Annotated in this window: 10 protein-coding genes; 9 read left to right on the top strand and 1 reads right to left on the bottom strand. The window is 61.1% G+C overall.

The window, feature by feature from the left end; all coding sequences use genetic code 11:
• Nucleotides 1–168 precede the first annotated feature (168 nt).
• From AB4O09_RS24190 to AB4O09_RS24150, 9 genes are all read left to right on the top strand, one after another.
• Nucleotides 169–900 (top strand): response regulator, encoded by a 732-nt coding sequence (locus tag AB4O09_RS24190; RefSeq protein ID WP_003184616.1) that lies wholly within the window; start codon nucleotides 169–171, stop codon nucleotides 898–900.
• On the top strand, nucleotides 890–2359 hold the full coding sequence (locus AB4O09_RS24185; RefSeq protein ID WP_038856212.1) for an ATP-binding protein: 1470 nt from the start codon (nucleotides 890–892) through the stop codon (nucleotides 2357–2359). Before AB4O09_RS24190 ends, AB4O09_RS24185 begins: the two co-directional genes overlap by 11 nt.
• Before the next feature lie 237 nt (nucleotides 2360–2596).
• Complete coding sequence (locus tag AB4O09_RS24180; RefSeq protein WP_223529197.1) at nucleotides 2597–3856, top strand: D-mannose isomerase; 1260 nt, start codon at nucleotides 2597–2599, stop codon at nucleotides 3854–3856.
• A 116-nt stretch (nucleotides 3857–3972) separates the two neighbouring features.
• Nucleotides 3973–5274 (top strand): ABC transporter substrate-binding protein, encoded by a 1302-nt coding sequence (locus AB4O09_RS24175; RefSeq protein ID WP_003198532.1) that lies wholly within the window; start codon nucleotides 3973–3975, stop codon nucleotides 5272–5274.
• Between the two features lie 179 nt (nucleotides 5275–5453).
• A complete protein-coding gene (locus tag AB4O09_RS24170; protein ID WP_003198535.1) occupies nucleotides 5454–6362 on the top strand; it encodes a carbohydrate ABC transporter permease in 909 nt (302 codons plus the stop codon).
• Nucleotides 6355–7200 (top strand): carbohydrate ABC transporter permease, encoded by an 846-nt coding sequence (locus tag AB4O09_RS24165; protein WP_003198539.1) that lies wholly within the window; start codon nucleotides 6355–6357, stop codon nucleotides 7198–7200. The genes AB4O09_RS24170 and AB4O09_RS24165 overlap by 8 nt, the downstream gene beginning before the upstream one ends.
• Nucleotides 7201–7202: 2 nt before the next feature.
• A complete protein-coding gene (locus tag AB4O09_RS24160) occupies nucleotides 7203–8363 on the top strand; it encodes an ABC transporter ATP-binding protein (protein ID WP_223529194.1) in 1161 nt (386 codons plus the stop codon).
• Nucleotides 8364–8490: 127 nt separating this feature from the next.
• Nucleotides 8491–9837, top strand: a complete 1347-nt coding sequence (locus AB4O09_RS24155; RefSeq protein WP_027912040.1) for a carbohydrate porin — start codon at nucleotides 8491–8493, stop codon at nucleotides 9835–9837.
• A gap of 191 nt (nucleotides 9838–10028) precedes the next feature.
• Nucleotides 10029–10883 carry a D-hexose-6-phosphate mutarotase gene (locus AB4O09_RS24150; RefSeq protein WP_027912039.1) on the top strand — a complete coding sequence of 285 codons (855 nt, stop codon included), beginning with the start codon at nucleotides 10029–10031 and terminating at the stop codon, nucleotides 10881–10883.
• A 155-nt stretch (nucleotides 10884–11038) separates the two neighbouring features.
• On the opposite strand, the gene AB4O09_RS24145 is transcribed toward AB4O09_RS24150, so the two are convergent.
• Nucleotides 11039–11899, bottom strand: coding sequence for a MurR/RpiR family transcriptional regulator (locus AB4O09_RS24145; RefSeq protein ID WP_170842276.1), 861 nt, complete (start codon nucleotides 11897–11899; stop codon nucleotides 11039–11041).
• Nucleotides 11900–11968: the final 69 nt, after the last annotated feature.

Below are 11968 nucleotides of genomic sequence, written 5' to 3'. Positions count from 1 at the left end.
ACCGCGTCGCTTGCATCGCGGGCAAGCCTTGCTCCCACAAGATGTGCTTGATCTTGCGGGGAGCACTGTGGGAGCAAAGCTTGCTCGCGATAAGGTCCGAACAGGCGATAAAAAACTCGATGTCCATCAGGCATAATCGCCCCCATCCAAACAACAAGGACGAGGCCCGTGAGTTCAGTGAACAAATCGATTTTGTTGGTCGACGACGACCAGGAGATTCGCGAACTGCTGGACACCTACCTCAGCCGTGCGGGGTTCCAGGTGCGGACCACACCCGACGGTGCCGGGTTTCGCCAGGCGCTGAACGATGCACCGAGCGACCTGGTGATCCTTGATGTGATGCTGCCCGATGAAGACGGCTTCAGCCTTTGCCGCTGGGTTCGCCAGCACCCACGCCAGGCCCATGTGCCGATCATCATGCTCACCGCCAGTTCCGACGAGGCCGACCGGGTCATTGGTCTTGAACTGGGCGCCGATGATTACTTGGGCAAGCCTTTCAGCCCACGGGAATTGCAGGCGCGCATCAAGGCGCTGCTGCGTCGGGCGCAATTCGGCCAGGAACGCTCCGGCGGTGAAGTGCTGGCCTTCGATGAATGGCGGCTGGACATGGTCAGTCATCGGTTGTTTCACACCGACGGTGAAGAAGTGATTCTCTCCGGTGCCGATTTCGCCCTGCTCAAGTTGTTTCTCGATCATCCCCAGGAAATCCTCGATCGCGACACCATCGGCAATGCGACCCGTGGTCGTGAGCTGATGCCCCTGGACCGAATCGTCGACATGGCAGTCAGTCGCCTGCGCCAGCGCCTGCGTGATACCGACAAGCCGCCACGGCTGATTCGCACGGTGCGTGGCAGCGGTTATCAGCTGGCGGCCAGTGTGGTTGCCAGCAATGGTCATTGACTGGATCAAAAAAGTCGCCCGACGGGTACCGGTACCGCGCTCGTTGCTGGGGCGGATGCTGTTGCTGACCTTGCTGGTGGTGCTGTTCGCCCAGACCCTGTCCAGCCTGATCTGGGTCTCGCAACTGCGCGCCACCCAGCTCGAAGGTCTGGTCACCAGTGCCCGCAGCCTGGCTCATTCGATGACCGCCAGCGTCAGTTATTTGCGTTCGCTGCCAGTGGCGTATCGGCCATTGGTGCTGGACCAGTTGCGCAGCATGGGCGGCACGCGGTTTGTCGTGACGCTCAACGATAAGCCCCTGGGTATGGATGTGCTGCCGATCACGCCGCGCAAACTGGCGGTGCTCAAGGCAGTGGACGACGTGCTGCGCCGGTCCCTGGGCAATAGCGCCGACATCTCGGTGAATTTTGTCAGCCCCGACGACCTGCGGATCTTCAATGCCGGGCTCAAGCTCGATGAGCTGCCCCGTTCGTGGGCTCACTACGCCTTGACCCTGGAACCGGTGAACCCGCCGGTGCTGGTCACGCAGATCCAGATGGCGCCGGGGGAGTGGCTGTACATCGCCTCGCTGCTGCCCGAACCCTACACCAGCCTCGAAGAGCAGGACCTGCCCAAGCAACAGGTCGGTTTCATCGTGCTCACCAGCAGCTTGTTGTTGCTGTTCATCGGTTTGCTGGTGCACTGGCAGAGCCGACCGCTCAAGCGTTTGGCCCGGGCCGCGCGGGACATGTCCCTGGGCGCCGAAGTGGAGCCGGTGGCCGAGGGCGGTGGTAGCGAAGTGGTGGAGGTGGGGCGTGCGTTCAATGCCATGCGCGAACGCATCAGCCGTTACCTGACGGAGCGCAGTCAATTGTTCAGCGCGATCTCCCACGACTTGCGCACACCGATCACCCGATTGCGGCTGCGAGTCGAGCTGCTGGAAGACGAGAGCCTGCAGGCCAAGTTCGGTCGTGACCTGGATGAGCTGGAACTGCTGGTCAAAGGCGCGCTGCAATGCGTCAAGGACACCGACATCCACGAAAACATCGAGCCGGTGGACCTCAACCATGTGCTCGATTGCCTGGTCGAACCTTACCTGGCGCCCAACGGCAACGGCCGGGTGACCCAGGATGGCCGGGCGCTGGCGCCATATCCCGGCAAGCCGCTGGCCCTCAAGCGCTGCATCGGCAACCTGATCGACAACGCCTTGAAATACGGCCAGAACGCCCACCTGCACATCGATGACGATGAAACTGCCTTCATCCTGCACGTCGACGACGAAGGCCCCGGCGTGCCGGAACAGCGCCTGGAGCAGGTCTTCGAACCGCACTTCCGCCTCGCCGGGCAGCAGCAAGGCTATGGCCTGGGCCTGGGCATCGCCCGCAACATCGCCCACAGCCATGGCGGGGAAGTGAGCCTGCAGAACCTTCGCGAGGGCGGATTGCGGGTGACGTTGCAGTTGCCCCGCAGTGTGGAGTAGCCAGCCGTGTTGACTGATCGTTCCCACGCTCTGCGTGGGAATGCAGCCCGGGACGCTCTGCGTCCCATCTAAAGCCGAACGCGGAGCGTCCGTTGATGCATTCCCACGCAGAGCGTGGGAACGATCATCAAAGTAAATGTCACAGCTTGGTGACATAACTCGCCCCTTTCGTTACCTGCCCCTCGCCATCCCTTGTTTAGACTCCCTGCGTCAAAACAACAAAAAAGGTACCACCCAATGGACACCTTCCAACCGGCCTTCAGCAGTTGGCTGAACGCCCCTGGCCACCAGCAATGGCTTGCCGACGAAGGCTTGCGGCTGCTGGCGTTCGCCAAGGCGTCGAAGCTGGCGGACGGCTTCGGCAACCTGGACGAGCGCGGCCACCTGCCGGCCGATGCCCGGGCCGAGACCATGAACACTGCGCGCATGACCCACAGCTTCGCCATGGCCCACATCCAGGGCCTGCCGGGGTTTGCCGAGCTGGTGGACCACGGCGTCCAGGCGCTGAGCGGCTCCTTGCGCGACGCCGAGCACGGTGGCTGGTTTGCCACGACGCGGCCTGATGAAGACGGCGCGGGCAAGGCGGCCTACCTGCATGCCTTCGTTGCCCTGGCGGCCAGTTCCGCGGTGGTGGCCCAGCGTCCCGGCGCCCAGGCGTTGCTGGACGAAGCGGTGCGGATCATCGATGAGCATTTCTGGAGCGAGGAAGAGGGGGCACTGCGCGAATCCTTCAACCGCGACTGGAGCGAGGAAGAGGCCTATCGTGGCGCCAACAGCAACATGCACGCCACCGAAGCCTTCCTCGCCCTGGCCGATGCCACCGACGACCCACGCTGGCTGGCTCGCGCCCTGCACATCGTCGAACGGGTGATCCACACCCATGCCGCCGCCAACGACTACCTGGTGGTGGAGCATTTCGATCGCCACTGGCAGCCGCTGCGCGAATACAACCAGGACAACCCTGCCGATGGTTTTCGTCCCTACGGCACCACCCCAGGCCACGGTTTCGAATGGGCGCGATTGCTGCTGCACCTTGAAGCGGCGCGCGTCCAGATCGGCATGCTGACCCCGGGCTGGCTGGCCCAGGATGCGCAAAAGCTCTTCGACCATAACTGTCGTCACGGCTGGGACGTCGATGGTGCGCCGGGCATTGTCTACACCCTGGATTGGGACAACCGCGCCGTGGTTCGCCATCGCCTGCACTGGGTTCACGCCGAAGCGGCGGCCGCTGCCAGCGCCTTGCTCAAGCGCACCGACGAGGCGAAGTACGAAGCCTGGTACCGGCGCTTCTGGGAGTTCTGTGACAAACATTTCATCGACCGCTGCAACGGCAGTTGGCATCACGAACTCGATCCGCAAAATTGCCCCAGCGCCGATATCTGGCCGGGCAAGCCGGACCTGTATCACGCCTGGCAGGCGGTCCTGATTCCGCGCCTGCCCTTGGCACCAAGCATGGCCTCAGCCCTGGCGCGGTTATCCAGTCCTTCGCCTGTGTAACCATGTCGTGACATTTGCACGTCCCTTCGTTACCTGCGAAGGGATTCCCTCTGATTAGAATCCATGCAGCGCAAGCACCAGACTTGCATGCATAACAACAAGAAAGGTAATTCTAGATGAATGCGATTTCTCGCCTCGCTACTGTCATTTCTCTTGCTTCCTTGCTTCCCGTCGCAGCATTCCCTGTCACTACCCTTGCCGCCGAATCCAAAGGTTCCGTGGAAGTCGTCCACTGGTGGACGTCGGGTGGCGAAAAAGCCGCGGTCGATGTGCTCAAGGCCCAGGTAGAAAAAGACGGCTTTACCTGGAAGGACGGCGCTGTCGCCGGTGGTGGCGGTTCCACTGCCATGACCGTGCTCAAGAGCCGTGCCGTGGCCGGCAACCCACCGGGCGTCGCCCAGATCAAGGGCCCGGACATCCAGGAATGGGCGTCCACCGGGCTGCTCGACACCGACATCCTCAAAGATGTTGCCAAAGCCGAGAAGTGGGACGGCCTGCTCGACAAGAAAGTCTCCGATACCGTGAAGTACGAAGGTGACTACGTCGCCGTGCCGGTGAACATCCACCGCGTCAACTGGCTGTGGATCAACCCGGAAGTCTTCAAGAAAGCCGGCATCACCAAGAACCCGACCACCCTCGAAGAATTCTACGCGGCCGGCGACAAGCTCAAGGCAGCGGGCTTTATTGCGCTCGCCCACGGTGGCCAGCCTTGGCAGGACAGCACCGTATTCGAAGCCGTGGTGCTCTCGGTCATGGGCGCTGATGGCTACAAGAAAGCCCTGGTCGACCTGGACAGCAAGGCGCTGACGGGGCCGGAAATGGTCAAGGCGCTGACCGAACTGAAGAAAGTCGCGACCTACATGGACGCCGACGGCAAGGGCCAGGACTGGAACCTTGAAGCGGCCAAGGTCATCAACGGCAAGGCCGGCATGCAGATCATGGGTGACTGGGCCAAGAGCGAGTGGACCGCGGCGAAGAAAGTCGCCGGCAAGGACTACGAGTGCGTGGCCTTCCCGGGCACCGACAAGGCCTTCACCTACAACATCGACTCCCTGGCGGTGTTCAAGCAGAAGGACAAGGGCACTGCGGCTGGCCAGCAGGACATCGCCAAAGTCGTGTTGGGCGAGAACTTCCAGAAAGTCTTCAGCATCAACAAAGGCTCGATCCCGGTTCGTAACGACATGCTCGGCGACATGGCCAAGTACGGTTTCGATTCCTGTGCCCAGACCGCTGCCAAGGACTTCCTGACAGACGCCAAGTCCGGCGGCCTGCAGCCAAGCATGGCGCACAACATGGCGACCACGCTGGCCGTACAGGGTGCGTTCTTCGATGTGGTGACCAACTACATCAACGACCCGAAAGCCGACCCTGCCGATGCCGCCAAGAAACTCGGCGCAGCGGTTCAGTCTGCGAAGTAATTAGCGCCGCTTCCCTTATGGGAGCGAGCCTGTGGGAGCAAAGCCTGCTCGCGATGAACGATAACGCGGTCATTGGAAAGACCGAGGTGCCTTCATCGCGAGCAAGCTCAGCTCCCACACAAGCCCGCTCCCACACAGGGAATGTTTTGTAGTCCTTTTCTCTTGTACTGGATCTTCCCATGAGTTCTGTTGCTGTGTTCAGCAAGGCCTCGCCGTTCGATGCATTGCAGCGCTGGCTCCCGAAACTGGTGCTGGCGCCGAGCATGTTCATCGTCCTGGTGGGCTTCTATGGCTATATCTTGTGGACGTTCGTCCTGTCGTTCACCACGTCGACGTTCCTGCCGAACTACAAATGGGCAGGCCTGGCGCAATACGCGCGGCTGATGGACAACGACCGCTGGTGGGTGGCGAGCAAGAACCTGGCGCTGTTCGGCGGCCTGTTCATCGGTATCACCCTGGTGATCGGCGTGTTGCTGGCGGTGTTCCTTGACCAGCGCATTCGTCGCGAAGGTTTCATCCGCACCATTTACCTGTACCCGATGGCGCTCTCGATGATCGTCACCGGTACGGCCTGGAAATGGCTGCTCAACCCGGGCATGGGCCTGGACAAATTGTTGCGTGACTGGGGTTGGGAAGGCTTCCGCCTGGATTGGCTGATCGACCCGGATCGCGTGGTGTACTGTCTGGTGATCGCCGCGGTATGGCAGGCCTCGGGTTTCATCATGGCGATGTTCCTGGCCGGCCTGCGGGGTGTCGATCAATCGATCATCCGTGCCGCGCAGATCGATGGCGCGAGCATGCCGCGCATCTACTGGAAAGTGGTGCTGCCGAGCCTGCGCCCGGTGTTCTTCAGCGCCGTGATGATCCTGGCGCACATCGCGATCAAGAGCTTCGACCTGGTGGCCGCGATGACGGCCGGCGGCCCGGGCTACTCCTCCGACCTGCCAGCCATGTTCATGTATTCCTTCACGTTCAGTCGCGGTCAGATGGGCATGGGCTCGGCCAGTGCAATCCTGATGCTCGGTGCGATTCTCGCAATCATCGTGCCTTACCTGTACTCCGAGCTGAGGACCAAGCGTCATGACTAGTCTCGCTGCCAAACCTTCCATCAGCCTGAGTCGCATCGCCATCTACGCGGTGCTGATCCTCGCCGTACTGCTTTACCTGGTGCCGTTGGTGGTCATGCTGTTGACCAGCTTCAAGACGCCGGAAGACATCAGCACCGGCAACCTGCTGAGCTGGCCGACCGTGGTCAGTGGCATCGGCTGGGTCAAGGCCTGGGCCACCGTCGACGGCTACTTCTGGAACTCGATCAAGATCACCGTCCCGGCGGTGCTGATCTCTACCGCCATCGGTGCCTTGAACGGCTACGTGCTGTCGATGTGGCGTTTTCGCGGTTCGCAGTTGTTCTTCGGCCTGTTGCTGTTCGGGTGCTTCCTGCCGTTCCAGACCGTCCTGCTGCCGGCCTCGTTCACCCTCGGCAAAATGGGCCTGGCCAGCACCACCACAGGCCTGGTGTTCGTGCACGTGGTCTACGGCCTGGCATTCACCACGCTGTTCTTCCGCAACTACTACGTCAGCATTCCCGATGCATTGGTGAAGGCGGCGCGACTGGACGGTGCGGGGTTCTTCACCATTTTCCGGCGGATCATCCTGCCAATGTCCACCCCGATCATCATGGTCTGCCTGATCTGGCAGTTCACGCAGATCTGGAACGACTTCCTGTTCGGCGTGGTGTTCTCCAGCGGTGACTCGCAGCCCATCACGGTGGCGCTGAACAACTTGGTCAACACCAGTACCGGGGCCAAGGAATACAACGTGGACATGGCGGCGGCGATGATCGCCGGGCTGCCGACCCTGCTGGTCTATGTGGTCGCAGGCAAGTATTTCGTGCGCGGTCTGACGGCCGGCGCAGTCAAGGGGTAATCATGGCAACGCTTGAACTTCGCAACGTAAACAAGACCTATGGTGCCGGCCTGCCGGACACCCTGAAGAACATCGAGTTGTCGATCAAGGACGGTGAGTTCCTGATCCTGGTCGGACCTTCGGGCTGTGGCAAGTCGACACTGATGAACTGCATCGCCGGCCTTGAGACCATCACCGGCGGCGCGATCATGATCGGCGATCAGGATGTCAGCGGCATGAGCCCGAAAGATCGCGACATCGCCATGGTGTTCCAGTCCTACGCGCTGTACCCGACCATGAGCGTGCGCGAGAACATCGAGTTCGGCCTGAAAATCCGCAAGATGAAACAGTCGGACATCGACGAAGAGGTCAACCGCGTGGCCAAGCTGCTGCAGATCGAGCACCTGCTCAATCGCAAGCCCGGCCAACTTTCCGGCGGCCAGCAACAGCGTGTGGCCATGGGCCGGGCACTGGCGCGGCGGCCGAAGATCTACCTGTTCGACGAACCGCTGTCCAACCTCGACGCCAAGTTGCGGGTCGAGATGCGTACCGAAATGAAGCTGATGCACCAGCGCTTGAAGACCACCACGGTCTACGTGACCCACGACCAGATCGAAGCGATGACCCTGGGCGACAAGGTGGCGGTGATGAAGGACGGGATCATCCAGCAGTTCGGTACGCCGAAAGACATCTACACCAACCCGGCCAACCTGTTCGTGGCGAGTTTCATCGGTTCGCCACCGATGAACTTCATCCCGCTGCGCCTGCAACGCAAGGACGGTCGCCTGCTGGCGCTGCTCGACAGCGGCCAGGCTCGTTGCGAACTGCCGATGGGCATGCAGGACGCCGGCCTGGAAGACCGCGAAGTGATCCTGGGCATGCGCCCGGAGCAGATCATGCTGGCGGGCAGCGAGGCCAATGGCTTGCCGACCATTCGCGCCGAAGTCCAGGTCACCGAACCTACCGGGCCGGACACCCTGGTGTTCGTCAATCTCAACGACACCAAGGTCTGCTGCCGCCTGGCGCCGGACGTTGCACCGCAGCCGGGGGAAACCCTGACACTGCAGTTCGATCCGTCGAAAGTGCTGCTGTTCGACGCGCAGTCCGGCGAGCGCCTGGGCGTGGCTGGCCAGCCGCAAGCCGATGCCCGGTCGGCGAACGTGGCGCAGTTCAAAGGCCGATGAAGAACAAATGGGGGAGCAGGCCTGCTCCCACAGCAAGGAGTATGCGGTGGATGGGGACATCCGCCGCAATCGTTGTAAACCGCGTTAGATAAAAACAGTTAATAACAATAAAGACGAGGATGTAGGGATGAAGAAGAAAAATAACGCCCAGCTTATCTGCCAGTTGTCAGCCGTTGCGGCGATGATGCTGGCCGGTAGCGCACACGCTGCCGACGCGTTCAGCGCCGATTCGCAGTGGATGACGGGTGACTGGGGTGGCGAGCGGACCAAGCTGATCGAGCAAGGTATCGATATCAAGGCTGACTACGTCGGTGAAGTGGGCGCCAACTTGCATGGCGGCTACAACAACGACAAGACGGCGCGTTACTCCGACCAGTTCGGTCTGGGTGTGGCGCTGGACCTGGAAAAACTGATGGGCTGGGATAACACCCAGGCCAAGGTCCAGCTCACCAACCGTAACGGTGAAAACATTTCAAATGACCGTGTCGGCGACCCGCGTGCCGGCACCTTGAGTTCTTCCCAGGAAGTCTACGGCCGTGGCCACATGGTCCGTCTGACCCAATTGTGGATCAAGCACCAGTTCCTCGATGGCAAGCTGGACGTCAAGGCCGGTTACTTCGGCGAAGGCGAAGACTTCAACACCTTCCCTTGCGAGTTCCAGAACCTGGCATTCTGCGGGTCCCAAGCGGGTAACTGGGCGACCGGCATCTGGTACAACTGGCCGGTCATGCAGGCGGCGATTCGCGTAAAGTACAACATCACGCCTGAGTTCTATGCGCAGATCGGTGCATACAACCAGAACCCCTCGCAACTGGAGCACGGTAACGGCTTCAAGCTCAGCGGCAGTGGCACCAAGGGTACTGTCATCCCAGTCGAGCTGGTCTGGTCGCCGAAGGTCAACAACCTGCCGGGCGAATACCGTGTCGGTTACTACAAGAGCACGGCCGATGCCAATGACGTCCGTGAAGATGACAATGGCGATGATGCCGCGACCACCCGCAACGCCTATCGCAGTCACGACAGCAAGCACGGCTACTGGTTTGTCGCGCAACAACAACTCACCACTCACAACGGTGACGCTTCCCGCGGTCTGAACATCGCGGCCAACGCGACCTTCCACGACAAGGACACCAACTTCGTCGACAACTACCAGTCGCTGATGTTTGTGTACAAGGGGCCGTTTGATGCGCGTCCTAAAGATGACATCGGGATTGGCTTCTCCCGTATCCATGTCAACGATGACGTGAAGAAAAACGCCGAGCTGACCAACATTGCCAATGGTGTTAGCGACTACAACGACCCACTGTTCGCACCGCTGCGTAGCACTGAGTACAACTACGAACTCAACTACGGCGTCCACGTCACCAACTGGCTGACCGTGCGTCCCAACCTGCAATACATCACTCACCCAGGTGGTGTGGATGAAGTCGACAACGCGCTGGTGGCCGGCCTGAAAATTCAGTCGGTGTTCTAACGCTGTTGCGATAAGCTCCTCTCTATGTGCGCATATTTGCGGACGGCCAAGGCTGTCCGCTTTTTTTTGGGGCGCGTGTTTGGTTGCGCGCAGACCTGTGGGAGCAAGCTTAGCTCCCACAGATAAATCGCCTTGCCACAACAAGCGTTGCAAACAGATGAGCAATTCAATGATTTCCAGGACCGCGGCCCATGCATGAGCATCCGCTACAACGCTTTTTCAGATCCTTGCGCGAACGCCCGGTGTTCGCGTGGGAGCGCTATCGGCAGCGCGATGTGTTGGTGATCGACCACCCGTTGTGCCAGGCGGTGTTCAGTCGCCAGGGCGCACAGTTGCTGCATTTCCAACCGCGAGGCCAAAAGCCGTGGTTGTGGTGCGCGGCCAAGTGGCCACACGTCGGGGCGATCCGCGGCGGGGTGCCGGTGTGTTGGCCTTGGTATGGTCGTCATCCCAGCGAAAACGCCTGGCCATCCCATGGCTGGGCGCGGTTGATCGACTGGAAGTTGCTCGACAGCCGCAGTGATGAAGACGGTGTGCATTTGCACTGGCAACTGCAGCTGTGCGACTGGCAAGTGGACCTGCATGCAGACTTGGGTGAACGCATGGAACTGCGCCTGAGCACCGAGCACCAGGACAGCCTGCCGTGCCAGCTGAGCCAGGCTTTGCATGCGTATTGGCGTATTGGTGACGTCGGTGAGGTAGCGCTGTCTGGGCTCGAGGGCGCACAGGGTTACGATCAGTTGAACCGTGCGGTTTGTCAGCAGGAAGGCGAGTTGCGGGTCGAGGGCGGCTGCCAGCGGGTGTTCCAGCATGAGGGGGAATTGCAGCTCAAGGACCACGCCTGGCAGCGCGAATTGTGCATCGACACCGGCGACAGCGCCGACACCGTGGTCTGGCATCCCGGCGCACGGCCGTTGCTGGGGGTGAGTTGGGATGAGGTTAGCGAATTCGTCTGCGTCGAAGCGGCCAGTGGCGGCACCGACAGCCTGTGCCTGGCGCCGGGGGAGCGGGCGCATCTGAGTTTGCAGGCGTGGGTGGGGGCTTAGCTCTGGATCTGCGGTGAGGCGGCTGGCCCCATCGTCGGATCGCTCCCCGGAGCAAGCTCGCTCCCACAGGGGGGCTTGTGAACGCCGAAGATCCAGTGTGGGAGCGAGCCTGCTCGCGAAGACGGACTATCAGGCACCGAAGATTCTGGACCGAATCAGTTGAACTCATCCCCCACCGGATACCGGCTGGCATTCAAGCTTTCCTTGATCTTGCGCAGATGTGGCTGGAAGTCCACGCCCCGACGCAGGGTCATGCCGGTGGCGAGCACGTCCAGTACGGTGAGCTGGATGATCCGTGAGGTCATCGGCATGTAGATATCGGTGTCTTCGGGCAGCGGAATGTTCAGGCTCAGGGTACTGGCCTTGGCCAATGGCGAGCCTTCGGCGGTCAGGCCAAGCACCGACGCGCCGTTTTCCCGGGCGATGCGCGCCACTTCCACCAGCTCGCGGGTACGACCGGTGTAGGAAATGATCACGAACAGTTCACCGGTATGGGCCACCGACGCGATCATGCGCTGCATCAGTACGTCGGCATGAGCGGTCACTGCCAGGTTGAAGCGGAAAAACTTGTGCTGGGCATCCAGCGCCACGGGAGCGGAGGCGCCGAGGCCGAAGAAGTGGATCTGCCGGGCCTGGATCAGCAGGTCCACGGCGCGACTGATCAAATTGGGATCAAGGGCCTGGCAGGCGCTGTCCAATGAGGCAATGGCACTGCCAAAGATTTTCCGGGTGTAGGCTTCCGGGTTGTCGTCGGCCTCCACCGCACGGCTCACATAAGCAGCGCCGCTGGCCAGGCTTTGGGCCAGTTGCAGCTTGAGTTCCGGGTAACCGCTGACGCCGAACGAGCGGCAGAAACGGTTGACGGTCGGTTCACTGACCGAAGCCGCCTGGGCGAGGGCGGCGATGCTGAAGCGGGTCGCCTGCTGCGGGTTGAGCAGGATGATCTCGGCCACTTTGCGTTCGGCCTTGTTCAGGTCTTCAAGGCGACTCTGGATCTGTTCCAGTAAATTTCGCACGCGGTCCATACAAGATTCCTAGGAAGACGGGTCTTTGATACGACCCTTTGCGGTGGCCTATCCTACTGA

This window comes from Pseudomonas sp. H1_F01, assembly GCF_054681425.1.
Note: the sequence above shows the minus strand (reverse complement) of the source record. Positions and strands in the feature narration are given on the sequence as shown.

Coding starts and splice junctions, on each gene's coding strand:
- AB4O09_RS24185 (WP_038856212.1), top strand. CDS start 890: ATGGTCATTGACTGGATCAAAAAAGTCGCCCGACGGGTACCGGTACCG.
- AB4O09_RS24180 (WP_223529197.1), top strand. CDS start 2,597: ATGGACACCTTCCAACCGGCCTTCAGCAGTTGGCTGAACGCCCCTGGC.
- AB4O09_RS24175 (WP_003198532.1), top strand. CDS start 3,973: ATGAATGCGATTTCTCGCCTCGCTACTGTCATTTCTCTTGCTTCCTTG.
- AB4O09_RS24170 (WP_003198535.1), top strand. CDS start 5,454: ATGAGTTCTGTTGCTGTGTTCAGCAAGGCCTCGCCGTTCGATGCATTG.
- AB4O09_RS24165 (WP_003198539.1), top strand. CDS start 6,355: ATGACTAGTCTCGCTGCCAAACCTTCCATCAGCCTGAGTCGCATCGCC.
- AB4O09_RS24160 (WP_223529194.1), top strand. CDS start 7,203: ATGGCAACGCTTGAACTTCGCAACGTAAACAAGACCTATGGTGCCGGC.
- AB4O09_RS24155 (WP_027912040.1), top strand. CDS start 8,491: ATGAAGAAGAAAAATAACGCCCAGCTTATCTGCCAGTTGTCAGCCGTT.
- AB4O09_RS24150 (WP_027912039.1), top strand. CDS start 10,029: ATGCATGAGCATCCGCTACAACGCTTTTTCAGATCCTTGCGCGAACGC.